The sequence below is a fragment of the Caulobacter sp. SL161 genome (assembly GCF_026672375.1).
Lineage (GTDB): Bacteria > Pseudomonadota > Alphaproteobacteria > Caulobacterales > Caulobacteraceae > Caulobacter.
In genome coordinates this window covers 1,006,400-1,032,353 of the sequence record NZ_JAPPRA010000001.1, presented here as the reverse complement: position 1 = coordinate 1,032,353, position 25,954 = coordinate 1,006,400, and the positions used below count along the sequence as shown (strand labels likewise).

The window sequence follows — 25,954 nt, the reverse complement described above, 5'->3', positions numbered from 1 at the left end:
CGCCCGGACGGGCAAGCCGTCGAAGCGGCTTTGACGGCTAGACCATCGCGCGCACCGCCTGGCCGATCTGCTCGGCTCCCGGCCCCAGGACGACGTGCGCCGCGTGCTCGCTCACGCGAACAAAGCCGCGCACGCCTGCGGTGTGAAGGGCGGCTTGGTCGACGCGTTCGGGGTCGTTGAGGACGACGCGCAGTCGGCTGGCGTGGGCGGAGAGGTCGCGGAGGTTGTCGGCGCCGCCGAGGGCGGCCAGGAGGGCCTTGGCCGCCTGGGAGACGTCGGGGGCCGGCGCGGTGATCGTCGCCGGCGGAGCGCTGATGGCGTGCCGGATCTCGCCGGCGACCGTGTCGGCGATGGGACCCAGCACCACCTGCAGGGCCTTGTCGGAGGGCCGGACGACGCCCCGGGCGCCCAGCGCCTTGAGGGCCGGCGCGTTGACCAGCCCCTGGTCGACCACGATCAGCCGCAGACGGGTGGTGCACGCATCGACGCTGACCAGATTGGCCGCGCCGCCCAGCGCCGCCAGCATGTCGGCCCCGCGCCCGCCGCCGGTGGTCACCGCCTGGGCGGAGGGCGGCGCCTCGTCCTCGCGGCCGGGGGTCTTCAGGTCAAAGCGCACGATCGCGAACCGGAAGACCCCGTAATAGAGCGCGCCATAGACCAGCCCCACCGGGATCAGCAGCAGCGGGCGCGTGGCCTTGTTGAAGTTCAGCACATAGTCGAACAGACCCGCCGAGAACCCAAAGCCCAGCTTGACGTCCAGCATGTTCATCAGGGCCATCGACAGGCCCGTCAGCAGCGCGTGGATGGCGAACAGCACCGGCGCCAGGAACATGAACGTAAACTCGATCGGCTCGGTCACGCCGGTCAGGAACGAGGTCAGGGCCAGCGAGCCCAGCATCCCCGCCACCGCCTTGCGACGCTCGGGCCGCGCGGTGTGCAGCATGGCCAGGCACGCGGCCGGCAGACCGAACATCATCACCGGGAAGAACCCGCTCATGAACGCCCCGGCGGTCTTGTCCCCGGCCGCGAACCGGTTGAGGTCGCCGGTGACGCCGTTGAAGTCGCCCAGGATGAACCAGACCACATTGTTGAGGATGTGGTGCAGGCCCGTGACGATCAGCAGGCGGTTCAGAAGGCCGTAGACGACCAGGCCCAGGTTCCCGGAGGCCGTGACCAGCCCGCTGAGGCCGTCAACGCCGGCCTCCAGCGTGCTCCAGAACGCGCCGAACAAGAGCGCCAGCACGACGCCGGCCAGGCCCGCCACGATCGGCACGAACCGCCGACCGCCGAAGAAGGCCAGGTACTCGGGCAGCTGGATGGTGCTGTAGCGGTTGTAGAGCGCGCCGCTGATCACGCCCGAGAGGATGCCCACCGGGATCGACAGCTTGCCGATCTCCTTGGCCTTCCAGGCGGCTATGGCGAGATCCTTGGCTCCCTCGACCGCCTTGGCCGCCACCTCGGGCGGGGCGACCAGCAGCGCCTCCACCCCCTTGGTGGCGATGACATAGCAGACCACGCCCGCCAGGCCGGCCGCGCCGTGGTTCTCGCGGGCCAGGCCCACCGCCACGCCGATGGCGAAGATCAGGCCAAGGCTGGCGAAGATCGCCCCGCCGGCCGCGCCGAAGGTGTTGGCCACCGTCAGCGACACCCCGTGGGTCATGGTCGCGAGCGCCGGCGCGCCCAGCAGGTCCGGCTGGCCGATGCGCAGGAGCAGCGCCGCCACCGGCAGCACCGCGATCGGCAGCATCAGGGCCCGGCCCAGCGGCTGCAGGATCTCGAGCGGAGACCTCATGGGTTCAAGCCTCCGAAGGGGGTGTTGGTCTGGCCTTGCACGCGCGCGCGCACCGCCTGCGGCGAGGTCTGCGCCAGGGCCTCGTTGGCCAAGGTCCGTCCGGCCTCCAGCGACAGCGCCCGCACCCGGGCCTTCACGTCCGGCGCGATCGAGGCCGTGGTCGACAGCTCCGCGACCCCAAGACCCAGCAGGATCGGGGTGGCGTCCAGGTCCGAGGCCAGGCCGCCGCACACCCCCACCCAGCGATGATGCCTGGCCGCGCCCTGGCAGGTCTGGTCGATCATCCGCAGCACCGCCGGGTGCAGGGCGTCGATGCCGGCGGCCAGTTCCGGGTTACCCCGGTCCATGGCCAGCACGTACTGGGTCAGGTCATTGGTGCCGATCGACAGGAAGTCGGCCTCGGCCGCCAGCAGGTCGGCGGTCACCGCCGCCGCCGGGGTCTCGATCATCACCCCCAGCTCGACGCGATCAGTGATCCCAAGCTCGCGCTTGGCCTCCTCCAGCACCGCGCGCACCGCGCGCAGCTCATCAAGGCTGGCCACCATCGGGACCATGATCTTGCACTGGCCCCGCGGCTCGACCCGCAGGATCGCGCGCAGCTGGGCCTTCAACAGATGCGGCCGCCACAGGCTGACCCGCACCCCGCGCAGGCCCAGGGCCGGGTTCTCCTCGGCCGGGATCGGCAGGTAGGGCGCAGCCTTGTCGCCGCCGACATCCAGCGTTCGAATGATCAGGGGCCGGCCGTCCAGGGCCTCGGCGATGGCCTGGTACTGACGGGCCTGCTCGTCCTCGTCGGGCGGGGTCTCGCGGTCCAGGAACAGGAACTCGGTGCGCAGCAGGCCCGAGCCCTCGGCGCCGTTGGCCACGGCGGCCTGGGCGTCGGCGACCGAGCCGGTGTTGGCGAAGACCTCGATACGCACCCCATCGCGCGTCACCGCCGGCTCATGGGCGGCGGCCTTGGCGGCGGCCTTGCGCTGCTGGCGTTGGGCGAGCGCCGTCTGCGCGGCTTCCAGGGCCTTGGCGTCAGGGGCCACGCGCAGGGTTCCCGCATCGGCGTCCAGGATCAGGGTCGCCCCGTCCTTGACCTTCGACAGCGCCCCGCCGACGGCCACCAGGGCCGGGACGCCCATGGCCGCGGCCAGGATGGCCACGTGCGAGGTGGGCCCGCCCCGCGCGGTGGCGAAGCCGGCGAGGGCGGCGGGGTCTGCGCCCATCAGCTGCGAGGGCAACAGCTCGTCGGCCAGCAGGATCGAGCCCGGCGCCAGCGCCGCGCCCGTCTCTTCCTCGCCGCTCAGGGCGCGCAGGACCTGGCGTTCCAGGTCGATCAGGTCGTCGACCCGTTCGGCCATGCGGCGATCGCCCAGCGCCTGCAGCGCCTGGACATAGCCGCCCACGGCCTGGCGCCAGGCAAAGCCTGCGCTCTTGCCCTCCACGATCAGGCGATGGGCGCCGGCGTAAAGTTCGGGGTCGTCGAGGAACGCCTGGTGAGCCGACAGGATCGCCTTGCGGGCCTTGTCGCCGGTCTCGGCGGCCTTGCCGATCCGGACACGGACCATCTCCAACGCCCGCGTCAGCGCCGCTTCCTCGTGGGCGAGGCCCTCGCCGGCCTCGCGCACCACAATCTCGGCGGTCGACAGCCGCACGGCCTTGCCGATGGCCAGGCCCGGCGCGGCCAGCACGCCCTTCAGCACCCCGTCGCGCGGCAGCGGCGCCGGCGGGGGCGGTTCGGAGGGTTCTGCCTTGGTCGGGGAGGCCTTGGCGCCCACCGGCGCGCCCTCGCCCATGCCGCTTTCGATCAACTCGGCCAGGGCCGTCACCGCCGCCAAAGCGTCTGGGCCAGAGGCCAGCAGCTGGACCACATCGCCATGGCGGACGGCCAGCGACATCAATCCCACCGGGCTCCGGGCGTTGGCGCGTCGCGCGCCGATCACCAGCGCCATTTCGGCGTCAAAGGTCTTGGCCGCCTCGGCGATCCGCGCGGCCGGGCGGGCATGGATCCCGTGGGCCAGGGGCACGATGATCTGGCGGGTGATCTCATCTGCGGTTCCGGGCGCAGCGGCGAGCGATGCGCCCGCGATCGGCGACAGCTCCATCAGGAACTGGCCCACGCCGATCTGGCGGTCCTGGTCGCGGCGCACGATCTGGAAGGCCTCGCCGTTGGTGATCACCACCGGCGTGATCAGGCTGCGGGCCCGCTGAGCCAGGAGGTCGAGATCGAAGCTGATCAACCGGTCACCCGCCTTCACCGACTGGCCGTCCTGGACAAAGACCTCGAAACCCTCGCCGTTCAGGGCGACGGTCTCCAGGCCCACATGCATCAGGATCTCAGCGCCGTTCGTCGCCCGCAGCGTCACCGCATGGCGCGCCCGGTGCACGCTCACCACCGACCCGTCGCACGGCGCATGCAGCGTCGAGCCCAGCGGATCAATCGCCAGCCCATCGCCCAACATCCGCTCGGCGAATACGGCGTCCGGCGTTTCTTCAAGCGGCGCGATCCAGCCCCTCAGGGGGGCGGTGAGGACGAGGTTGGACACGATCTACGCTTCCTCGAAACTAGTGCGCAGGCTTGAGGGTCACGCGTTCGATCACCCAGAAGGGATCGAGGCTCTTGGACGTGAAGGTCAGGCACAGATCGACCTTATCAGCGCGCGCCGGCAGACGGCCGGCGATGGCCGAGAGGCCGGCATTGCGGGCGGCGTCGCCGAGCGGGATGGCGGCGATCTTTTCGCCCGTGCAACCTGCACGCACCTCCAGCTCGCCGCCTGACGTGGCCGGCGGACGCAGCGGGATCTTGTCGCGGTCCTTGCCGACCTGGAAGTTGAACGGGATCTGGGTGACGCGGGCGCTGAGCATCGCGCCCTTGTCGAGACGCGCGCCTTCCCAGATCCAGCAGGGATTAAAGATGTCGACCATCATCATCGGACGCTGATCGAGCGCGGCGGGCGCATCGTCGATCATGGTCAGCGGCACCTGCTGGGTGCAGAGCCTGAGCTGACCGCTCGTTCGCGTCTGGAGAAGGTCCGCCGACATCGTCCAGGACCGCTCACGACCCAGCGGCTGGCCCTCGACGAAGGTCTGCGCTTTCAGCACCGCGCCGGTGGGTAGCTCCATGGGGCCGGCATAGGTCGAAGACGTCGCCGTCGGCGCCTTGCCATCGGTGGTGTAACGGATCTGACCGACGCCCAGGCCCGTCGACAACACCACACGCGTCTTGCCTCCCTCGGCCTCCGACAGCGCCGGCTGCGGCTCGAACGGAACCGGATTGGCCGCAACCCCGAGGACCTTCAAGCGCGCCATCTCGGCGGGAAGGCGCTTGGCGAAGCCATCCCAGTCGGCGCCGGCTTCGGGCGACCAAGCCCGCTCGGCCAGGGCCACGGCGCGCGGGAAGGCCATCAGTTGCATGCGCTGGTCGGTCTGCATGTGCTCGGTCCAGACATTGGCCTGGACGCCGAGGATGTGCTTGCGCTCATCCGCCGTCAGCTGCGCCGGCGCCGGATCGAAGGCGTAGACGTCCTTCAGGCTGGAGATGTGACCTCGTCCGGTCGGCTCCTCAGCCGAGGCGCTCTGGCGATGGTCGAGATAAAGCACCGGATGCGGCGACAGCACCGTGTCATGGCCCTGCTTGGCGGCGGCGATCGCGCCGTCGATGCCGCGCCAGGACATCACCGTGGCGTTGGGCGCAAGGCCACCCTCGAGGATCTCGTCCCAGCCGATCAGGCGGCGGCCGCGCCTTTCCAGGCTCTTGCCGACCCGCTGGATGAACCAGCTCTGCAGCTCATGTTCGTCCTTGAGCCCCAGTTCCTTGATCTTGGCCTGGACCTTCGGGCTAGCCTTCCACTGGTCCTTGATCGCCTCGTCGCCGCCGACGTGGATGAAGGTCGACGGGAAGATGTCCATCACCTCGTTCAGCACATCGTCGAGGAAGGCGAAGGTGGCGTCATCGGTGTTGTAGAGCCACGGGAAGATCCCCCAGTCGCCCATCTTGCTGGCGTCCGGCGGCGCGGTTCCCAGCTGGGGATAGGCGACGATCGGCGCCAGCGCGTGACCGGGGGTCTCGATCTCGGGAACCACGGTGATGTTGCGCGCGGCGGCGTAGGCGACCAGTTCCCGGGCTTGGTCCTGCGTGTAGAAGCCGCCGTACTTGGGATAGTTCACCGCCGCGCCGGGATTGCGCCGCCAGGCGGCGACCTGCGTGAGCTTCGGATACTTCTTGATCTCCAGCCGCCAGCCCTGGTCGTCGACCAGGTGCCAGTGGAAGGTGTTGAGCTTGTGCGCGGCCATAGCGTCGATCACCGCCTTCAGCGTATCAAGCGACTGGTAGTGGCGGGCGCTGTCGATCATCAGGCCGCGCCAGGCGAAGCGCGGCGCATCCTCGATGCTGGCGGCGGGAAGCGCGACCGGCCCCTTGGCCTCGTCCGGGGTCGCCAGCTGCCAGAGCGACATCGCGCCGTAGAACAGGCCGGCGCGCTTGGCGGCGGCGATGGTCACGCCCTTGGCGTTGATATCGAGCTTGTAGGCTTCGCCCGCCGGACCTTCGCGTGTGAGGGCGATGGCGTCGGCCGCGGGCGGCCCCTCGACCACCTTGGGCCGGAAGCCTCGCGACCTTCGGATCAGGTCAGCCAGTTGCAGCGCCACGCCCTTGGCCTCGACGTCGCCCCTGGCGACATGGATTCGGGTGGCGGCCGACAGGGTGAAGGTCCCCTCGGCGCGAACGACCTTGGCGGGCGCCGGCGTGATCGTGAGATTGTCGGCGAAAGCGCCGGTGGCGAGCACAGCGGTCAGCGCGAACGCCGAGACGGCGACGATACGGAGCGGGGTCAAGGTCACGCGCCTCGCAGGAAAGGTCGTGGGCGGCCGGCAAAAAGCGGGCGGGACGGCAAGGCCGCCCCGCCCCAGCTCCATGCTTGCAGTCAGGAGGGGTAGGATCAATGCGCAAACATCGGAGGCTTCGGATCGCGCCGAAGCCTCCGATCGCCAAACGTCCTAGAACGCGACGTTCAGCGTGGCTTGCAGCTTGCGGCCCGTGCGGTAGACGCCGCGCGGCAGGGCCGTGGTGTTGGCGTAGGCATAGTACTCGCTGTCCAGCAGGTTCTGGCCGGAGAGCGACATCGTGATGTTTTTGGTCACGGCGTAGCCCACGGTGGCGTCGAGGGTCTTGGCGGCCTTGACGAACATGTCGTCGCCGCGATCGACGCCGGTGAAGTACTTCGAGCGCCAGGTGAAGGTGGCCCGGGCCGAGAACGGACCGTTCTCGTAGAAGGGGCTGAGATTGACCTGGTTCTTCGAGCTGTAGGGCAGCGGCGCGCCCGACTGGCCCGAGGCGTCGGCGTAGGTGTAGTTGGCCAGAAGGCCAAAGCCCCCGCCGAAGGTCTGCTGGTAGGCCATCGCCAGACCCTTGACCTCAGCCGAGCCCGCATTGAACGGACGGCTGATCTGGTAGGTCGTGACCTTGCCTTGCGACTGGTTGAAGTACGACTCTGGCTGGGTGCGCTGCAGGATGTAGTTGGAGATGTCCTTGTAGAACACCTCCGCCGACAGGATCGCCTGGGGCTGGAAGTACCACTCGGCCGAGGCGTTGAAGTTGCTCGACTTGTAGGGCTCCAGCGCCGGGTTGCCGCCGCCGCCCGTGAGGATGCCGTCCGACAGCCAGAAATAGTTGGTCATGTCCGAATAGTTCGGACGCGCGATCACCTGGGCCGCCGCGAAGCGAAGGACGAGGTCCTCACGGGCGTCGACGATGATGTTCACGCTGGGCAGGACGTTGTCGTAGCTCTTCTTGGTCGACTTCCAGCTCCAGTCGGCGGCCTTGTTGCAGGCCGCGCCGGGCTTGCAGACATAGCCGGCGCTGTCGACCGAGGTCTTCACATAGCGAACGCCGAAGTTGCCGCGCACGTTGTCGGCCTTGAAGTTGGCCTGGGCGTACAGGGCGTCGATGTCTTCCTGGATGTTCCAGTTGCCGGCGGTGAACTCGGCGGCCGCGAAGATCGACGGCTTGGGCATGGTGGCGCCCGCCGCCAGCCACTTGCCGCTCTCGACATACGAGACCATCGACCCGCCGTCGATGCGGAAGCGGCTCTGCATCTGGGTTCCGACGCCGTCGAAGCCCTTCAGGTAGTTGCTGGGCACGGTCGAGGGATTGAACGACGAGGCCGGGGCGGCGACGCCGGTGATGGCGATGCCCGCATACTGCTGACCGGTCTGGTGTTCACGACGCTTGTAGCCGACCTGGACGCGCTGGATGACGCCGTCGAAGTCCTTGCCGAAGTCGAACTGGGCGTACTTTTCCTCATCCGAGGTGGGCTTGCTGACGAGGTTGCCGCTCCAGCCCGGATCGGTCGCAAACGCACTCGGATTGCCCAGCACGTTGGTGGTGTAGGTCAGACTGCCCGGGCTCTTGGGCGCGCCGCTGATGTCGACCGTGTAGCTGGCCCAGTTCAGGAACTCGAGGAACACCTGACGCTTGGTGCCGCCGTCGGCGGTCGACTTGCCGACCTCGCCGTTCAGGTCCCAACCATCGCCCTTGTAGCCGCCCTTCAGGTGGAAGGTGTCGGACTTCAGGCCGGCCTCGCGGTACTGCACGTCCAGAACGCTGAGCGCGTTGTTGAACGAGGCCTTGGAGACGACGCCATTGTTGACGGTCAGGCCGGTCAGGGCGCCCAGGCTGTTCCAGGTGTTGCCTTGGAAGGCGTACATCGACTGATTGGTGTTGTCGTAGTCGGCGTCGATCTTCAGCCAGTTGAACTCCAGCGAGAGCTGGTCGTTCGGCTTGTACTGCAGCGCGGTGGTGTAGGTCGTGCGCGTGCGGCCCTGCTCGAAATAGGACGCGCCAAAGGCGTTCGGGCTGCGGGCGCCCAGGTTCGCCGTCAGCGTGCTGGCGCACGAGCCGACGCACCCCTTGGTGCGCGAGTCGACCGGATTGTCCGGGTTGCCGCCGGCCCACTGGTTGGCCGCGATGGTGCCGTAGGTCTCGACGCCGTCGCGACGCAGCTGATCTTCCGCGCGCTGGATCGAAAAGCTGGCGCCGAAGGTGCTGTCAGCGTTCTTCCAGCTGGCCAGCAGCGAGCCCTGCAGATCGCCCTTCTTCGAGCGATCGGTGTAGAGATAGCTTACCGCGCCGGCGATCGTGCCCGACTTCAGGTCCAGCGGCTTGCGGGTGTTGACGATGACGGTGCCGCCGATGCTGCCTTCGTCTATGCGCGCTTCGGGCGACTTGTAGACGTCGACCTTGCCGACGATCTGCGGCGCCAGCAGCGCATAGTTGAAGGTGCGGCCCGGAGAATCCAGGATGAACCAGTCGGCCGAGGCGACGGTCTGGCCATTGAGCAGGGTGCGGTTCAGCGCGGGGTCGGTGCCCAGGATGCTGACCTTCTCGCCTTGACCGAAGGCGCGATCGACAGTGACGCCGGGAACGATGGTCAGCGCTTCGGCGACGTTCGTGCTCGGGAACTTGCCCACATCCTCGGCGGTGACCACGTCGACGATCGCGTCAGCCTTGCGCTTGGACTCGATCGATTGCAGCAGCGAGGCGCGGATCCCGGTGATCACCACCTGCTCCACCTCGTTGCCGCCGCTCTGGGCCATGGCCGGCGCGGCGATCATGACCACCATGGCGCTGGCGGACGCCGCCAGGACGGATTTACGGATAGTCTTCATACTCGGCTTCTCCCCATTGTGCCGGGCCGATCAAGCCTGGAGCCGAACCCCAAGCCCAATGTGATACCAATTTCCTGGGAGGATCCGCAGAAAGTGGTACTTCTCAGGCCTCGGGAGGCGACTGTGACGGAATTTTCTCGAATGACAAGACCAAAAAGAAACCAATTGCAGACCGGGTCATTATTGGTATGAGAATGGTCCTATGTTATCGGAGCGGACGGGGAGCGCCGCTCAGAGGCGCAGGGAAGCTCAAGGCAGGGAGGGCGCAGCCATGACGTTTGCGGAACGAATCGGCCGTCTCGACGCCACGGGCGATCACGCCCCGCTGTACCGGCAGCTGCAGCGCGCGCTGCGCGAAGCCATCCAGAAGAAGGTGCTGGCTCCGGACGACGCCCTTCCCGCCGAGCGGGACATGGCGGACGAGTTCAACATCTCGCGCATCACCGTTCGCAAGGCGCTGGACGGCCTGGTCAGCGAGGGCTTGCTGACGCGCCGCCAAGGCGCCGGTACCTTTGTCGCCGCGCGGGTCGAGAAGAGCTTCTCCAAGCTGTCCTCGTTCACCGAGGACATGATCTCTCGCGGTCGCGTCCCGCGCAGCGAGTGGATCAGCCGCACCGAGGGCCAGGTGACCCCCGAGGAGTCGCTGACCCTGGGCCTGTCGCCCGGAACCCCGGTCTATCGGTTCGCACGGATCCGCTATGCGGACGGCGCGCCGATGGCGGTGGAGTACACAACGATCGCGGCCTTCGCCCTGCCCTCCACCGAAGTGGTGGGGACATCGCTCTATGAAGCGCTGGAGACGACCGGTCACCGCCCGGTGCGCGCCCTCCAGCGGCTGCGCGCGGTGCTGTTCCAGGCCGAGCAGGCGGACCTGCTGGGCGTGCCTGTCAAGGACGCCGGCCTGCTGATCGAGCGGCGAGGCTTCCTGAAGGACGGACGGGCCGTCGAGGTCACGCAATCCTACTACCGCGGCGACGCCTACGACTTCGTCGCCGAACTGAATTCCCTGTCCTGAGTACGCGCTGAAGTCGGAGGAGTAGAGCTTGGAGGCGACCGTCTTGACCCGTCATGAGACCCCCGCGCCCACAGGCGCGTCGCCTCCGAGCCTGGCGCCGGCCTCGACCCACATGTTTCGGGAGGCCGGCGAGGCCGCCAGGATCGCCGCCGTCCAGCTGACCGCCAACGCCCCAAAGATCCAGGCGCTGGCCCAGCGCCTGCGCGCAAACCCGCCCAGGGTCGTGGTCACCTGCGCCCGGGGCAGTAGCGACCATGCCGCCACCTTCGCCCGCTACCTGATCGAGACCAAGGCCGGGGTGCTGACCTCGTCTGCAGGCCCTTCGGTCAGCTCGGTGTACGACGCCTCCCCTAACCTTGAGGGCGCGCTCTATCTGGCCATTTCCCAGTCGGGCAAAAGCCCCGACCTGCTGGCGGCTGTGAAGGCCGCCAAGGCGGCCGGCGCTCACACCGTGGCGCTGGTGAACGTCGTCGACTCGCCGCTGGCGGCGCTGGCGGACGAGGTCATTCCTCTGCATGCCGGGCCAGAGATCAGCGTCGCGGCCACCAAGTCCTACATCGCAGCCCTCGTCGCGGTGACCCAGCTGATCGCGGCCTGGACCGAGGACGCAGAGCTTACCGCCGCTCTGCAGGACCTTCCCGCAGCCCTGGCGGCCGCCTGGACCCTGGATTGGTCCCCCGCGGTCGAGCGCCTGAAGACCGCCAGCAACCTCTATGTGCTGGGGCGCGGCGTCGGGTTTGGCGTCGCCCTGGAGGCGGCTCTGAAGTTCAAGGAGACCTGCGGCCTGCACGCCGAGGCCTTCAGCGCCGCCGAGGTGCTGCATGGCCCGATGGCCCTGGTGAAGGACGGCTTCCCCGCCCTGGTCTTCGCCCAGAACGACGAGAGCCGCGCCAGCGTCGACGAGATGGCCGCCGGCCTGCGGGCGCGCGGCGCCAGCGTGCTGATCGCCGGCGGCGCCAGCGCGACAGACGCGCTGCCGACCCTTGCCAGCCACCCTGTGCTGGAGCCGATCCTGATGATCCAGAGCTTCTACCGCATGGCCAATGCGCTCTCGGTCGCGCGTGGCTATGATCCAGATAGCCCGCCGCATCTGAACAAGGTCACCGAAACCGTCTGATGCCGGCTGCTCTGATCAATGGCCGCGTCCTGACGGAGAGCGGCGTCGTCGAAGGCAAAGTCGTCCTGGTCAAGGATGGTCTGATCCTGGACGTCATCGACGCCGCGCAGACGCCTTCGGACGCCAAGCCTCGCGACCTGAAGGGCGGTCTGCTGGTCCCGGGTTTCATCGACACCCAGGTCAATGGCGGCGGCGGCGTGCTTTTCAACGACGCGCCCACGGTCGAGACGATCGCGACGATCGGCGCGGCGCACCGTCGCTTCGGGACAACGGGCTTCCTGCCCACCCTGATCAGCGACGATCTGCGCGTCGTCGACCAGGCGATGCGCGCCACCGAGGAGGCCATCGCGCAGGGCGTGCCAGGGGTGTTGGGACTTCACATCGAGGGCCCATTCCTGAACCCCAAGCGGAAAGGCATCCATGACGCCGAAAAATTTCGGGTCATCGACGACGAGGCGCTGGCGCTGCTCACCTCGCTCAAGCGCGGCAAAACGCTGGTGACCCTCGCGCCGGAACGCACCACGCCCCAGATTATCGGGCGCTTGGCGGACGCCGGCGTCATCGTGGCCGCCGGGCACACCAACGCCCTCTACGCGACCATGCGCCAGGCCCTGGAGCATGGCCTGACCGGCTTTACGCACCTGTTCAACGCCATGTCGCCCCTGACGAGCCGCGAGCCCGGCGCAGTCGGCGCGGCGCTGGAGAGCCCAGACGCCTGGTGCGGGATCATCGTCGATGGCCGCCATGTCGACCCGGTGGTGCTGAAAATCGCCCTGCGGACCCGCGCCCTCGATCGCTTCATGCTGGTCACCGACGCGATGCCGACGGTGGGTCTGCCTGACAAGCGGTTCAATCTTCAGGGCCGGGATATCCGAGTGGTCGACGGTGTCTGCGTTGATGACCACGGCACCCTGGCGGGATCGGATCTCGACATGATCGGCGCGGTGCGCAACGCGATCGAGCTGCTGGACCTCAGCCTGGAAGACGCCGTGATGATGGCGTCTCACGCCCCGGCGAGCTTCCTGGGTCTTGGACACGGTCGCGGCCGGATCGCGCCGGGCTATGCGGCGGACCTATGCTTGCTGAACGACCGCCTGGAGGTCACGGCCACCTGGATCGACGGCCAGGAAGGTTGAGACAGGTGTGTTGGATGCAGAAAGGGCGCTGACCGTGAGGTCAGCGCCCTTTCCATATTCAGCCCTGGGGCTAGTGGAAGCTTAGAACTTCCACTTCACGCCCAGATAGTACTGGCGACCGTAGTGAACGTACTCTTCCGAAATCATACGGGTCGAGTCGATAACCTTGCTGTCCTTTTCGTCGGTCAGGTTGATCATTTCCAACGTGACCGTAAAGTTCTTGAAGTTGTAGCTGACCTGGCTGTCGATGTTCAGCGTCTTTTCCTTGATGCGGACATCGTTGTTGTTGGTCGCCGACGGCGCCACCTGGATCAGGTACGGGTCACGATACGAGGCCGAGATACGGGCCTTGAAGTCGTTCTTTTCGTAGTAGAGCGTCGCGTTGTAGGCGTCGGGCGACAGGTTCACCAGCGGCTGGGTCAGCATGACCGCCGGCGTGACCAGGACGCGGGGCGTGCCCGAATAGACCGGGTTGGCGATCACGTACTGGATGTCGCTCTGCACGTGGGTGTAGTTCACGATGCCGCCGAAGCCATCGAACGGCGCCGGCAGGAAGGTGAACGGACGCTGCAGCGAGACCTCAAAGCCCTTCAGCTTGCCGCCGGGGGTGTTGATCTGGGTCGTGACCGTGAACAGCGTGTCGGCGGTGTTGCCGTTCGTCAGCAGGTTGTCCGGCAGCTCGGTTTCCGCCCACGGCACCGCGACCGACGAGGTCTGGATGTAGGACTTGATGTCCTTCTGGAAGAAGCCGACCGAGAACAGGGTTTCCTTGTCCGGATACCACTCGAAGCTCAGGTCCAGATTGTTGGCGAGCATCGGGTTCAGTTCGGGATTGCCGCGCGTCAGGGTCTGAGCCTGCTGGCTCATCGCCGTGAAGCCGGGCGACAGGTTCGGCAGCTGCGGACGCGTCATCACCTTGGCGGCGGCGAAGCGGACGAAGAAGCTGTCGAACGGCTGGGCCGAGATGTTCAGCGACGGCAGCGTGTTGGTGTACTGGCGCTTGACCGTCTGGGTGGCGGCGATCGGCACGCGCTGGCTGAAGGTGCCGCCCAGCGTCGTGACGGTCTGGGTGGTGTTGCCGGTGCTGTAGTTGCCGGTCGCTTCCTGCTCGGTCTTCACATAACGGACGCCGAAGTTACCGCGCACCGGGATGTTGAAGATGTCGTAGTCGAAGTCGCCCTGGATGTAGAAGGCGGTGTCCTTCTCGGTGATCGCCCGCATCGCGCCCAGCTGGTTCAGGACGCTGAGGCGGAAGTCGCCGTTGGCGTTCACGCAGTTACAGTCGTAGCCGAGCTTCTGACGTAGCTTGTCCAGGTCGGGGGCCAACCACGAGGTCGGTACGCCGGCCGGGATGTCGAGGCCACGACCAAAGCCGGTGATCACGCGCGACACGTCAGCCACGGTGACGCCGGCCGGCAGGCCGAACGCAGCTTCGTTGGTGAAGGTGGTGGCGGAGTTACCGGCAAGCACGCGCGAGCTCAGGCGCTTCTCCCACGAGGTGAAGCCGTACTCCTTGTACTTGGCGCCGTAACGCAGCTTGAACCCATCGAGGATCTGGTAGTCCACATCAGCGAAGACGGTCTTAAAGGTGTTGACCGCCTTGCTCGGACGCATACGCAGCAACGAGGCGTCGCCCAGGGTGTTGGTCGGGCTATAGACGTAGTTGGCCGGGTTCGTCGCGTCGAAGCCGTAGTTGAAGTTCGGCAGCTTGTCGTCAGCCGAGTAGTCGTAGCTGTAGTTGTCGCTGTCGTAGCGCTCGAACGAGAAGGTCGTCTGTTCCGGGTTGTCCTGGATCGAGCGCGACTGGCCGTAGCCGACCTTCAGGTTGCCGCCTTCACCGAACCGGGTGTCGTAGGTCAGGGCGAACTGATTGAACTCGGTCTTCAGGGTGTCGTGGCGATACTCGGTGCGGACATCGACGTCGTCGAAGGTGCCCTTGATCAGGGTGCCCTTGCTGTCGGCCGTGAAGTTCACGACGTCGGTCTGGGGCAGGCCCGCGCCGCTACGGCTGAACGAGATGATCTCCAGATAGGTCTCGTCACGGTTGTTCTGGAACTTGGCCAGCATCGTGTCGAGGGTCAGGGTCGAGCGGTCGTTCGGACGCCATTGCAGCGAGCCGGTCACGCCCAGACGCTCTTGATCATAGTCCAGGCGGCCGTAGCGCGGGATCCGCGGGTGCCAGAGATTGTTGGCCGTCCCCGAGGCGGCGGTGACGGTCGGGTTGGTGCCGCCCGTGACAGTGCCGATCTGGGCGCAGCTCAGGGCCGGACCGCTGACGGGGTTGTAGGCCGCGCCCGTGCAGGGGAACGCCGTCGCCGAGTTGAAGCGGACCGAGGGGTTTTCCCAGCGGCCGGTCGAGGAGCCTTCCTCGCGCTGAGCGCGGGTGGCGTAGGCGACCGACAGCAGAGCGCCGATTTCACCAATGCCGGTGTCCCAGCGGTTGCTGACCAGGAAGGTGTAGCGCGGGTCGCTCTTCCGCGAGAGATCGTTCCAGCCCACTTTGGCGCTGGCGCTCATCGTGAACTTGCTGAAGTCGAACGGACGACCGGCCTGCAGGTCGACGATCGCGCCCAGCGAGCCTTCCTCGTTCATGGCCGAGGTCGACTTGCGCACCGTGACGCTGTTGAACAGCTCCGAGGCGAAGATCGAGAAGTCGAACTGGCGGCCGCGGTTGGCGCCGCCCGAACCGTCCTTGCCGCCGGTGGTGGCCAGGGCTTCCAGGCCGTTCAGGCGCACGACGGTGAAGTCAGGGCCCAGGCCGCGAACGGTGATGGTGCGGCCTTCGCCGCCGTCACGGTCGATCGAGACGCCGGGCACGCGCTGCAGCGACTCGGCGAGGTTCAGATCGGGGAAGTCGGCGATGTCTTGCGCCTTGATGACGTCGACGAGGTCGTTCTCACGACGCTTGACGTCCAGCGCATTGGCCAGAGAGGCCCGGAAACCGGTGACGACGACGGCTTCGACCTGATCGTCGGCCGGAGCGGACGGGGCGGTCTGCGCGCTCGCCGCGCCGGCAAACGCCATCGCCAGCGCCAGGGCGCCGCCCGAGACGCCGTATTGCAGGCCGCGCACGCGCCCCGTGGTATTCTTGGACATAGAACCTCCTCCCGTTCGACCATTGGACGGCGACGTAGCCGCCGCCTTGGCCTTCGTCTCGGCTCCGCATCGTTCCTGCGAAACCGCCCCTTGGCCTTGAAGTCTTCGTTTTTGCCACCGGTGTCAGAAACCGATCTGTGTTTCTGACACCGGTATCAGAGTGCTAACAAAGGCTAGGCCGACCGGCAAGGCCACAAAGCGGTCACAACCCAACAGACTCCGCCGGTCGTTGCGTTTCCGACACAATGTTCGCTCAGCGAAGCGGGCCTCAGGCCTCTTCGGGGCGGAAATGACTGACCTTGTAGAGCCCCTGGAGCATGGAGTCGCGTTGCGCGGTGGGCAAGCTGGCCCCCACGCTCCGCAGAAGCTTCAAGGCGTTCAGGTGGACGTCGACCGCGTCCCATCGCCAGGCGCCGGCCTCAGCGCAGTTGTCGGCCAATCCGCAGAGCGACATGGCGGCGCGATCCAGACCGGTTCCGGCCACAAAGGCGCTGACGTCGATGATCCGCGACGCGAGGACGTACAGGGCCTCGAACGACTCGGACTCCCGGTTTTCGGCGCCTTTGCCAAAACGCGTCTCGATCTCGGCCAGGGTCTCGTCGAGGGCGGCCAAGGACGCCTCCCGAAGAGACTCCACGCCCGCCTCGGCCGCCGCGATGGCGTCCTGGGCGAGCAAGCCCCCCCGCTCCTTGATCATCTTGGAAAGGCGGTTCGGTGGTTTGAATTTGCGGACGGTCATATCTGCACCTTCGCTGGGCGCATCATATTGCTGATTTCATCGTCGGACAGGTTGGGCGTCTGCGCCTCGCCCACCTCCGCCGGAAGGTCATCCTTGCGCCTGCCATCCGTCCCCGGAGGCGGGCCCATATGCTTGAATCGTCGATCCGGCCCGACGAAGGTCGGGCATTCGATGAACGCTCGGTCCTCGCGCGCGACCCAGAAGATGCGCTCCAGCAGCACCTTGGGCGTAATCGGCTTGGCCACCACATAGTTGGCGCCGGCGTCACGGATCTTGACGATCTGCGAAGTCCGCGTGTGACCCGTGACCAGGATGACGGGAATGAAGCGGTTGGCGTCCCCGCCCTCGCGTCTCAGCCACTCGATGAACTCGATACCATCGGTGACCGGCATCTGGACGTCGCTGATGATAAGATCGAAGGTCTTGGTCTTAATCAGAGACTGCGCGTCAGCGACGCTCTCGGCGCGATGCAGTTGCTTGACGCCAAAGCCGGAAACCACCTGGGACAGAATGTCCAGCGAGGGTCCGTTGTCGTCCAGCACGAGCACCGTCGCCCGTTCAAGATTGATGCGGGTCGAGGGAAGGAGGGCGTCTGTCATCGGCGCCCTAGAAGAAGTCCAGCTCGCCGGCCTCGGCTTTCCACTCGGCTTCCTGGCTGGCGCGCAGCCTGACGACGAGATCCGAAAGGCCTAGCCCCTCCAGCAGCGGCTCGATCGACATGCTCCACTCCCCGGACGCATGCTGCCCGATGCGTTGAAGCACGGCCGAAAGGCCGTGAAGGCGTTGGCTCAGTTCGTCGAGCGCCTGAAGTCTGGTCAGGTTTGGCAGCGCCGCGCCGCCGTCGGCCAAGTCGCCCACGAGGTGCTCGCAGTCCTGACAGATGGCGGCGGCCGAAGCCAACTCCGCCGCCAGACGTCGCGACAACTCGCCCACCGGAAGGAGCTCTTCGGGTGTCGCGATCGCGCTGGCCTGGAGCGGTTTTGCGGCCATGCCCTAGAACAGATCCACGTCGCCGCTCGCCACCGCCGGCATCGGCGGGGGAGTCGGACGCCGGACGTCCTGCGGCGCGTTGTCGACGGCGACCAGACGCTGACGAACCCGACCGGACGCCGGCCAGAACTCCACGCGCCGGGCCGAGACGCCGCCCGTGCTGGACGAGACGATCGGAATGCCTTCGTCGCGCAGGAAACGTTCGGCGAAGGCGGCGTTGCTGGCGCCCACGTCCGACAGGCCGTCGAACAGCTTGGCGCCACCGAAGATCTTGGCCTCAAGACGCTCGCGTCGCGCGCCGCGCTTCAGGAGGTCGTTGATCAGGACTTCCATCGCGTAGGCGCCATAGCGGACGGCGTCGCCGTCCCGGCGCCCGTCGCCGGAGTCCGGCAGCAGGAAGTGGTTCATGCCGCCGACGCCACTCTGCGGGTCGCGGATGCACGCGGCGATACAAGAGCCCAGGACCGTGGTCATGACCACGTTGGGATCCGTCGACACATGGCTTTCGCCCTGCGTGACGTGAACCTTGATCGCGCGTTCCGGGTCGTCGTGATGGAATGCGGTCATGTCAGTTGCCCGAACACTTGCTCGATTTTTTCCTTCAGGCCTTGGACCGTGAAGGGCTTCACGCAGTAGTTGTTCACACCGAACTGCACGGCGCGCTGGACCAGTTCGCGGTCGGCGCGGCCCGTCAGCATCACGAAGGCGGTCTGGCGGATCGGCGGGTGCGAGCGAACCGCCCGCAGCAACGCCAGGCCATCCATCTTCGGCATGTTGAAGTCCGAGATGACGAGGTTCGCCGGCTTGGCCAGGAGGTTCTTGAGAGCCTCCTCGCCATCGGGCGCCTCACGGATGTCCTTGAAGCCGATCTGCTGAAGCGCATTCCGGATCAAGGCCCGCATGGTGAGCTGGTCGTCGACCACCAGAACGGAGATGGTGCTTGCTTGGGGCATGGTCTATCGCCTCGCGGAGGCCAAATCGAGGATGGACTGGCCCATGGAGGACAGGCTGACCTGCCTCTCCACGGCGCCGATTTCGAAAGCGGATCGGGGCATGCCGTAGACGACGCAACTTGCTTCGTCCTGGCCCAGCGTCTTGGCGCCGGCCTTGCGCATCGTCAGCAGGCCCTGGGCGCCGTCGCGGCCCATGCCGGTCAGGATCACCCCCACCGCCTTGTCGCCGACGGCGTGCGCCACCGAGTTGAACAGCACGTCCACCGAGGGGCGGTGGCCGCTCACGGGGTCGCCCGCGACCAGACGGCAACGCAGACCCGCCGATCGAACGACTTCGAGGTGGGTCGCCCCGCCCGGCGCCACGTACACCTTGCCGGGCTCCAGCAGGGCGCCGTCGGAGGCCTCCTGCACCTTCGCGCCGCTCGAGCGGTCGAGGCGCGCGGCGAAGCTGGCCGTGAAGGTGGCCGGCATGTGCTGGGTGATGACGGTCGGCGGACAGGTCTCGGGGAACAGTTGCAGGATCGACAGCAGGGCTTCCACCCCGCCGGTCGACGACCCGATCGCCACGATGTCGCCCGACGGCATGAAGTCCTTGCGACGCGGAGCCGTCGTGGTGGGCGCGGCGCCGGCGTTGGTGCGAACCGAGGCACGGGCCGCGATCTTCACCTTCGCGACGATCTCGGCCAGGGCTTCCTGGGTGCCGGTGGCGTCGGCGGGCTTGCCGACGCAGTCCACCGCGCCCAGTTCCAGCGCCCGCAGCGTCATCTCCGCGCCCGCCTGGGTCAGGGTCGAAACCATCACCACCGGCATCGGCCGCAGGCGCATGATCTTTTCGAGGAAATCGATGCCGTTCATGTTCGGCATCTCGATGTCGAGGGTCACGACGTCGGGGTTCAGGGCCTTGATCATGCCCCGCGCCTCGAACGGGTCGCCAGCGCCGCCGACCACCTCGATGTCCGGATCACGGTTGAGGGCCGCCGAAATCAGGCTCCGCATCGTGGCGGAGTCATCGACGACAAGAACGCGAATTTTGGCCATCAGCGTCCCACCTTCCGGTAGGCGGTCAAGCCGCAGCTCTCGAACGCGGTCACCGACGTGCCGACGCGTTCGGAGTGGCCGACATAAAGGCGCCCGCCGGGCGCGACGAGCGGCGCAAACCGATTCCAGACACGTTCCTGAGTAGGTTCATCAAAGTAGATCACGACATTCCGACAGAAAATGGCGTCGAACGGGCCTTTCATTGGCCAGGACGGACCGTTGAGATTTAGTTCGCGGAACGCGACGAGGCTTCTCGCCGCCTCACAAACACGCCAGCTGCGGCGATCGCTCGCATCGCGCTCGAAGTATTGGCCGCGCGCGGCGGTAGGAATGCCTTCCAGCAGGCTCTCGTCGTAGACGGCGGCCCGGCCCGTGGCGAGAACGTTGGTGTCGATGTCCGTGCCCAGGATCCGGATGTCCAGATCCGCAGCGTTCGGCCAGACCGACAGCACCGTGAAGGCCATCGAATAGGGCTCTTGCCCCGACGAGCTGGCGGCGGACCACAAGCGCAGGCGGCCACCGGCGCGGACCTTGTCGGCGACCGGCTCCAGAACGTTGGCGCGCAGATCATCGAAGTGGTGCGGCTCGCGGAAAAAGCGCGTGACGTTGGTGGTCAGCGCCCGGAGCATCTCCTGGCTCTCGTCATGGCCCTTATCGCTGGCGACGAAGCTGCAGTACTCGTTGAACGATCGCAGACCCAGGGCGCGCAGGCGCTTGGCGAGACGCGAATAGACCAGCGTCGCCTTGCTGTCCGGCAGGCTGATGCCCGCCAGATCGTAGAGCAGCGCGGCGATGCGCTTGAAGTCCTGGTTCGTGAACGCGAACTCGCCATCGACGATGGCCTCGCGGCGGTCAGAAGAGGGTGCGGTGACAGTAGACATCAGGCGGCCATAGCCTCCCGTTCAGGTAGGATGCGGTCGAGCGAGATCTCGCTGATCATGCGCCCCTCGATCGAGATGATCCCCCGCACAAAGCTGCGAACGGCGTCGCACGCGACGTCGGGGGTCGGCTGGATCATGTCGTCATTGATCGACAGGATATCGGACACGGCGTCGACCAGCAGGCCCACAGTGCGATCGCCCGCCTTGACGACGATGAAGACGCTGCGGACGGTCGGCTCGATCACCGGCATGCCCAGACGGCAAGCCAGGTCCATGATAGGCAGGACCGCGCCGCGCAGGTTGATGACACCGCGCATGTAGCCAGGCGACTGCGGCAGCGTCGTCGCGGGGCTCCAGCCCCGGATCTCGCGCACGGCCATGATATCCACGCAGTACTCCTGCTCGCCCACGCGGAAGGAGATCAGTTCGCGGCGATCAGCGCTGGTGGCGGCGGCTTGGTCAGTCATGACTTACTCCGCTGCGATCAGGCTGGGCTCGGGGGGACGCGGGGCGCCCCCTTCGCGACGGCGGAGGTTGATCGTGGCGTCGACGTCGAGGATCAGAGCCACACGGCCGTCACCGAGGATCGTCGCGGCGGCGACGCCTTCGACCTGCTGATAGTTCTGCTCCAGAGACTTGATGACCACCTGGCGCTGGCCATGGATGGCGTCGGCGACCAGGGCGGCCCGCGAGCCGTCTTCGCCTTCGACCAGCAGCACCACGCCATCCGTCGGATGCGGGCTTTCCTCGCGATAGCCCAACGTCAGACCCACATCGATCAGCGGCACGAAGCTGTCGCGGACCGCCAGCACCGAGCCCACCGGTCCCAGCGGACGGACCTCTTCCGGCTTCGGACGTAGGCTTTCGACGATGGCCGCCAGCGGAACGACCAGGGTCTCGCCGGCGACGTCGACCACCATGCCGTCCAGGACGGCCAGGGTGAGCGGCAGGCTGAGCGTGAAGGTCGAGCCTTGGCCGGGACGCGAGGAGATCGAGATGCGGCCGCCCAGGGCCTGCACCGAGCGCTTGACCACGTCCATGCCGACGCCGCGGCCCGACACGTCCGAGATCTTTTCAGCGGTGGAGAAGCCCGGCAGGAAGATCAGGTTGTCGATCTCTTCGTCGGTCAGCTGCAGGTCGGGCGCAATCAGGCCCTTCTTGACGGCGATGCCGAAGACACGCTCGCGGTTGATGCCCTTGCCGTCGTCGGAGACCTCGATGACGATCCGGCCGCTGCGGTGCAGGGCCGCCAGACGCACGACGCCTTCGGGATTCTTGCCGGCCGCCTTGCGCTCCTCGGGACTTTCCAGCCCGTGGTCGATGGCGTTGCGCAGCATGTGGGTGATCGGATCGGACAGACGCTCGATGACGGTCTTGTCGACCTCAGTGTTTTCCCCGTCCATCACCAGGCGAGCCTGCTTGCCCGTCATGTTGGCGACTTCGCGGACCAGACGCGGCATGCGCTGGAACACCGACTTCACCGGCTGGGCGCGGATGGCCATGACGCTGTCCTGGATCTCGCGCGTCAGCTGTTCTAGCTCGTCGAGGCCCATGGCCAGGTTGGAGGATGGGGCGATGCCATACTCGCCGACGCGCTGCGCCAGCATGGCCTGGTTGATGACCAGCTCGCCGACGAGGTCGATCAGGCGGTCGATGCGCTCGGGATCGACGCGGATGACCGACTGGCCGGGGCCAGGCACTTCGACCGGGGTCGCCTTCGGCGCCCCAGCGGCGGCGGCCGCAGGGGCGGCGGCGGCCGGCTTGGCGGCCTCGACGGCGGGAGCGACTTCCGCCACCGGGGCGGCGGCGGGCGGGGCGATCGGCGGAGCGACTTCGACAGGCTCGGGCGTCGGAGCGATCGGCTCGACGGCGGCCATCGGCTCGGCCGGCGCGGTCAGGGCGGCGATGGACGCTTCGACGGAGCCCTCGCCGCGCGTGATCTCCAGATCGCAGTCGCCATCGACGAACTCGAAGACCTCACGGATCGCGGTTTCGTCCTGGTCGGTCTCGAGACGCACGCTCCAGGTGATGAAAGCGGCTTCGGGATCGAGATTTTGCAGCAGCGGCAGGGCGCTGTCGTCGAGCGTCGCCTTGATCGGACCCAGGCGGCTGAGTTCGCGCAGCAGGAGCGCGGTTTCGTTCGCCTTGCGATAGAGATCGGACTTCGGCCGGATCGACACCGTCCAGACGTTCGACGGGATCAGCTCGGCGTCGGCCGCCTGCGCTTCGACCGTGATCGTCTGCGGCACGAAGACGAAGCCAAGATCGTCTCCGTCCATGGCGTCGTCATCGGCGCCGATCAGCGCGGGGGCGGGGGCGGACTCTTCGGCCACCGTCGGCGCGGCGACGGGCGCAGGGGCCGTCGGCGTCGCGTTGGGGTCGGTCCACTGCTCCAGCTCTGCGGCCATGGCGGCCGAGGCGGCCATGTCGACATCGCCCAGGCCGCGGGCGGCGCTGACGTGGTCAGCCAGGATGTCCGAAGCGCGAAGAAGGACCGCGGCCAGTTCGACCGTGTTCGGCACCGAGCCAGCGCGTACGGCGTCCAGCAGGGTTTCGAACACGTGGGCGAAGCGAACCAGCGGCTCGAGACCGAAGGCCCCAGCGCCGCCCTTGATGGAGTGGACGGCGCGGAACACGGCGTTGACCGTCTCAAGGTCGCCGGCCCCTTCTTCCATGGCCAGGAGACCGCCTTCGAGGTCGGCGAGCAGTTCCTCGCATTCCTGGAAGAAGGTGACCTTGATGGCCTCTAGCTCGTCCATTCCCGTAAGTCCTAATTCGCGTCTAGCAACGGGTATTCAATAACGGGGTACTGGGGTCCGTGACCGGGATCAGGCGGCGACGCGGCGGATGGCGTCGACGAGCTTTTCCGGGTTGAACGGCTTGACGATCCAGCCCGTGGCGCCCGCCTCGCGAGCCCGCTGCTTCTTGGCAGGGTCGCTTTCGGTGGTGAGCACCAGGATCGGGATCGCGCGGTAGTCGTCGTCAACGCGCACCGCCTCGATGAAGCCAAAGCCGTCCAGCTTGGGCATGTTGATGTCCGTGATGATCACATCGGGCCGATGCGCGGACAGGACTTCGAGACCATGCTCGCCGTCCACCGCCTCGACCACATTGAAGCCGGCGCCGGCGAGCGCCATGCGCAGCATGTCCCGCATTGTCCGGGAATCATCGACCGTGAGAACCGTACGCGTCACGATTCAGCTCCTTGGAATTCCGTCGAAAGGAGCGCCCCTGCGGCGCCGAATAGACGGGTGGTTTCGACAAAGGCCTCTGAAGGCCCCTTGATGGAAAAGGGGTGACCGTCCTGTTCCCAGGCCTTGCGGGCGGCCAGCAGCACTTGCAGACACAACCCGCCAAGACGACGGACCTGATCGGCTTCGACGATGATCTCCGCGCCGCGCCGCTCGAGGAAAGCCGCCTTCAGAGGGGCTGCGGTCTTGAGATCCAGGTTTTCAGGCAGCGAGATCGCGGCGACCATTAGAATTCCTCCCAACCATCCGAGGCGGGGGCCTGGGCGAGGGCCGCCGAACCGTTGCCCCGACCCGGGCGGGCGAAGGTGTTCAGACGGGCCTGTTGCTCGGCCACCGGATTTCGCGCGGGGGCGTGATGACCCGCGTCGGCGACGGCCGGACGGGCGTAGGACGAGGAACCGGAGCCCACCTGGAAGCGGGCCATCAGGCGGACCAGCTCGGCGGTCTCGCCCTTCAGCGAGTGCGTCGCGGCGGTCGACTGCTCGACCATGGCGGCGTTCTGCTGGGTGACCTGGTCCATCTGGTTCACGGCGGTGTTAACCTCGTTCAGGCCGGTGGCCTGTTCGGCGGCCGACGCGGCGATCTCGGTGACCAGGGCGTCGATCTCGCCGACCTTCGTCACGATCCGCTGCAGCGCCTCGCCCGTTTGACCGACCAGGCTCACGCCTTGGCTGACCTGCTGGGTCGAGCTCGAGATCAGAGCCTTGATCTCCTTGGCGGCCTCGGCCGAGCGCTGGGCAAGGGCCCGGACTTCCTGAGCGACGACCGCGAAGCCGCGGCCCGCCTCGCCCGCCCGGGCGGCTTCGACGCCGGCGTTCAGGGCAAGGAGGTTGGTCTGGAAGGCGATTTCGTCGATGACCCCGATGATCTGGCTGATCTGGCCCGAGCTCTTCTCGATCTCGCCCATAGCCGAGACTGCCTGGTGCACGACCTGACCGCTATGCGTCGCTTCGCCACGGGTGGTGGAGACGACGTCCGAGGCCTGACGGGCGCCGGCGGCGGTGCGGCGCACCGTGGCGGTCAGCTCGTCGAGGGCGGCGGCGGTTTCTTCCAGGCTCGCGGCCTGCTGCTCGGTGCGGCGCGACAGGTCGTCCGAGGCGTGAGCGATCTCGTCGGCGCCGGTGCGCAGGCCGTCGGTCGAGGCCGCGATGACCTTCATCGTCTCCTGCAGCGAGCCCATGGCGGCGTTGAAGTCGTCCTTCAGCTTGCCGTAGTCGCCCGGGAAGTCGGCGGTGACGCGGAAGGTCAGGTCGCCCGAGGCCAGCTTCTCGAGACCCTCGGCCAGGTTGGAAACAACCAGCGAGGCTTCCTGGGCGGCGGCGGCGGCGGCGGCTTCCTTGGCGCGGCGTTCGTCAGCCGTGAGGGCGGCGGACTTTTCCTGATCGGCGCGCAGTTGCTCAAGGTGCAGCTGGTTGTCGCGGAAGACCTTCAGGGCCGTGACGATGGCGCCCAGTTCGTCACCGCGCGTCATCTTCTCAAGATCGATGCTGTTGTCGCCCTTCGACAGCTTGTCGGTCGCGGCGGCGATGTCGTTGATCGACTTGCGCGTCGTCATGACCGTCAGGAACGCCAGAGCGCCGACCGCACCCAGGGTCAGGAGCGACATGATGATCGTCACGCTCATAGCGGCGGTGGCCTGAGCCTGACGCTTGGCGCTCTCAGTCTCGATCCGCTGATTGGCGGCGGCGACGACCTGGTCCAGCTGGCCCGTCATCTTGACGTATTGTTCTTCGAACGGCGCGATGAAGCCTGCGGCCATGTTGAAGTCGACGCTGATCATCCCGCTGACCGTGTCGATAGCGCTGCGGCACTCTTCAAGCGACTTGATCAGTTCAGCGATCTTCGGCTGTTCGGCGGCCGGCAGCTTGCTCTTCAGCGCCAGCAGGTCCTTCTTGACTGCGTCGGTCTCGACCAGAACGGCGGCCATACGCGCGTCGTTCTTGTCGACGTCGATATTGCCAGCCTTGTGAGTCATCACGACGAACAACTCGCCGTTGATGTTCGAGATGCGCTTGGAAATCCGCTGGATCTCCAAATTCTGACGCATGTCGCTTTCCACGACCTGCTTCAGCGCAGCCGACTGGCTCTTCTGAACAAGGATCGCGCCGCCGGCCATCACGGCCAGCATCAGAAGCGCGAACGCCGGCGCAAAGCCGATCTTGATGATCAATGGTAGATCGACGAGCCGGATCCGTTTCATCGCAAGGTCCCCTCCAACCAGCGCTCCGTGCCCACGGATCGCCAACATGAAGGGTGATAATCCCGATAGATTCCTAACAGACTCTGACTTGGT

Annotated in this window: 21 protein-coding genes; 4 read left to right on the top strand and 17 right to left on the bottom strand. The window is 67.0% G+C overall.

Annotated features, from left to right (window positions below; translation table 11 throughout):
• Positions 1 to 37: 37 nt before the first annotated feature.
• The 4 genes from nagE to OVA11_RS05255 all read right to left on the bottom strand — a co-directional run bounded on the left by nagE (position 38) and on the right by OVA11_RS05255 (position 9,445).
• Positions 38 to 1,792, bottom strand: coding sequence for an N-acetylglucosamine-specific PTS transporter subunit IIBC (gene nagE, locus OVA11_RS05270; RefSeq protein WP_268066500.1), 1,755 nt, complete (start codon positions 1,790 to 1,792; stop codon positions 38 to 40).
• Positions 1,789 to 4,329 carry a phosphoenolpyruvate--protein phosphotransferase gene (gene ptsP / locus OVA11_RS05265; RefSeq protein ID WP_268068898.1) on the bottom strand — a complete coding sequence of 847 codons (2,541 nt, stop codon included), beginning with the start codon at positions 4,327 to 4,329 and terminating at the stop codon, positions 1,789 to 1,791. Before ptsP ends, nagE begins: the two co-directional genes overlap by 4 nt.
• A 16-nt stretch (positions 4,330 to 4,345) precedes the next feature.
• On the bottom strand, positions 4,346 to 6,619 hold the full coding sequence (locus OVA11_RS05260) for a beta-N-acetylhexosaminidase (RefSeq protein ID WP_268066499.1): 2,274 nt from the start codon (positions 6,617 to 6,619) through the stop codon (positions 4,346 to 4,348).
• 156 nt (positions 6,620 to 6,775) lie between these two features.
• Positions 6,776 to 9,445 (bottom strand): TonB-dependent receptor, encoded by a 2,670-nt coding sequence (locus tag OVA11_RS05255; protein ID WP_268066498.1) that lies wholly within the window; start codon positions 9,443 to 9,445, stop codon positions 6,776 to 6,778.
• A 123-nt stretch (positions 9,446 to 9,568) separates the two neighbouring features.
• Between OVA11_RS05255 and OVA11_RS05250 the strand changes: the two genes are divergently transcribed.
• From OVA11_RS05250 to nagA, 4 genes are all read left to right on the top strand, one after another.
• Positions 9,569 to 9,637, top strand: a complete 69-nt coding sequence (locus OVA11_RS05250) for a hypothetical protein (RefSeq protein ID WP_101685824.1) — start codon at positions 9,569 to 9,571, stop codon at positions 9,635 to 9,637.
• A gap of 79 nt (positions 9,638 to 9,716) precedes the next feature.
• Entirely contained in the window at positions 9,717 to 10,460 is a 744-nt protein-coding gene (locus OVA11_RS05245) for a GntR family transcriptional regulator (RefSeq protein WP_268066497.1), read from the top strand.
• A 28-nt stretch (positions 10,461 to 10,488) separates the two neighbouring features.
• Positions 10,489 to 11,577, top strand: coding sequence for an SIS domain-containing protein (locus tag OVA11_RS05240; RefSeq protein WP_268066496.1), 1,089 nt, complete (start codon positions 10,489 to 10,491; stop codon positions 11,575 to 11,577).
• On the top strand, positions 11,577 to 12,713 hold the full coding sequence (gene nagA / locus OVA11_RS05235; RefSeq protein ID WP_268066495.1) for an N-acetylglucosamine-6-phosphate deacetylase: 1,137 nt from the start codon (positions 11,577 to 11,579) through the stop codon (positions 12,711 to 12,713). The genes OVA11_RS05240 and nagA overlap by 1 nt, the downstream gene beginning before the upstream one ends.
• Before the next feature lie 81 nt (positions 12,714 to 12,794).
• Here nagA and OVA11_RS05230 read toward each other — a convergent pair whose 3' ends face one another.
• From OVA11_RS05230 to OVA11_RS05170, 13 genes are all read right to left on the bottom strand, one after another.
• Positions 12,795 to 15,809, bottom strand: a complete 3,015-nt coding sequence (locus OVA11_RS05230; RefSeq protein ID WP_268066494.1) for a TonB-dependent receptor — start codon at positions 15,807 to 15,809, stop codon at positions 12,795 to 12,797.
• A 268-nt stretch (positions 15,810 to 16,077) separates the two neighbouring features.
• A complete protein-coding gene (locus tag OVA11_RS05225; protein ID WP_268066493.1) occupies positions 16,078 to 16,548 on the bottom strand; it encodes a chemotaxis protein CheE in 471 nt (156 codons plus the stop codon).
• On the bottom strand, positions 16,545 to 17,147 hold the full coding sequence (locus OVA11_RS05220) for a response regulator (protein WP_010918328.1): 603 nt from the start codon (positions 17,145 to 17,147) through the stop codon (positions 16,545 to 16,547). Before OVA11_RS05220 ends, OVA11_RS05225 begins: the two co-directional genes overlap by 4 nt.
• A 7-nt stretch (positions 17,148 to 17,154) precedes the next feature.
• Positions 17,155 to 17,538, bottom strand: a complete 384-nt coding sequence (locus OVA11_RS05215) for a chemotaxis protein CheU (RefSeq protein ID WP_268066492.1) — start codon at positions 17,536 to 17,538, stop codon at positions 17,155 to 17,157.
• Positions 17,539 to 17,541: 3 nt separating this feature from the next.
• Positions 17,542 to 18,105 (bottom strand): chemotaxis protein CheD, encoded by a 564-nt coding sequence (locus OVA11_RS05210; RefSeq protein WP_268066491.1) that lies wholly within the window; start codon positions 18,103 to 18,105, stop codon positions 17,542 to 17,544.
• Positions 18,102 to 18,491 carry a response regulator gene (locus OVA11_RS05205; RefSeq protein WP_010918325.1) on the bottom strand — a complete coding sequence of 130 codons (390 nt, stop codon included), beginning with the start codon at positions 18,489 to 18,491 and terminating at the stop codon, positions 18,102 to 18,104. Before OVA11_RS05205 ends, OVA11_RS05210 begins: the two co-directional genes overlap by 4 nt.
• 3 nt (positions 18,492 to 18,494) lie before the next feature.
• Positions 18,495 to 19,529, bottom strand: a complete 1,035-nt coding sequence (locus OVA11_RS05200) for a protein-glutamate methylesterase/protein-glutamine glutaminase (RefSeq protein WP_268066490.1) — start codon at positions 19,527 to 19,529, stop codon at positions 18,495 to 18,497.
• Positions 19,529 to 20,410 (bottom strand): CheR family methyltransferase, encoded by an 882-nt coding sequence (locus OVA11_RS05195; RefSeq protein ID WP_268066489.1) that lies wholly within the window; start codon positions 20,408 to 20,410, stop codon positions 19,529 to 19,531. Before OVA11_RS05195 ends, OVA11_RS05200 begins: the two co-directional genes overlap by 1 nt.
• Complete coding sequence (locus OVA11_RS05190; protein ID WP_010918322.1) at positions 20,410 to 20,877, bottom strand: chemotaxis protein CheW; 468 nt, start codon at positions 20,875 to 20,877, stop codon at positions 20,410 to 20,412. Before OVA11_RS05190 ends, OVA11_RS05195 begins: the two co-directional genes overlap by 1 nt.
• 3 nt (positions 20,878 to 20,880) lie before the next feature.
• Complete coding sequence (locus OVA11_RS05185; RefSeq protein ID WP_268066488.1) at positions 20,881 to 23,169, bottom strand: chemotaxis protein CheA; 2,289 nt, start codon at positions 23,167 to 23,169, stop codon at positions 20,881 to 20,883.
• A 69-nt stretch (positions 23,170 to 23,238) separates the two neighbouring features.
• The gene (locus tag OVA11_RS05180; protein WP_010918320.1) at positions 23,239 to 23,604 is read right to left on the bottom strand and encodes a response regulator; all 366 of its coding nucleotides are present in this window, start codon (positions 23,602 to 23,604) and stop codon (positions 23,239 to 23,241) included.
• Entirely contained in the window at positions 23,601 to 23,888 is a 288-nt protein-coding gene (locus OVA11_RS05175; RefSeq protein WP_268066487.1) for an STAS domain-containing protein, read from the bottom strand. The genes OVA11_RS05180 and OVA11_RS05175 overlap by 4 nt, the downstream gene beginning before the upstream one ends.
• Entirely contained in the window at positions 23,888 to 25,909 is a 2,022-nt protein-coding gene (locus OVA11_RS05170; RefSeq protein ID WP_268066486.1) for a methyl-accepting chemotaxis protein, read from the bottom strand. Before OVA11_RS05170 ends, OVA11_RS05175 begins: the two co-directional genes overlap by 1 nt.
• Positions 25,910 to 25,954 lie beyond the last annotated feature (45 nt).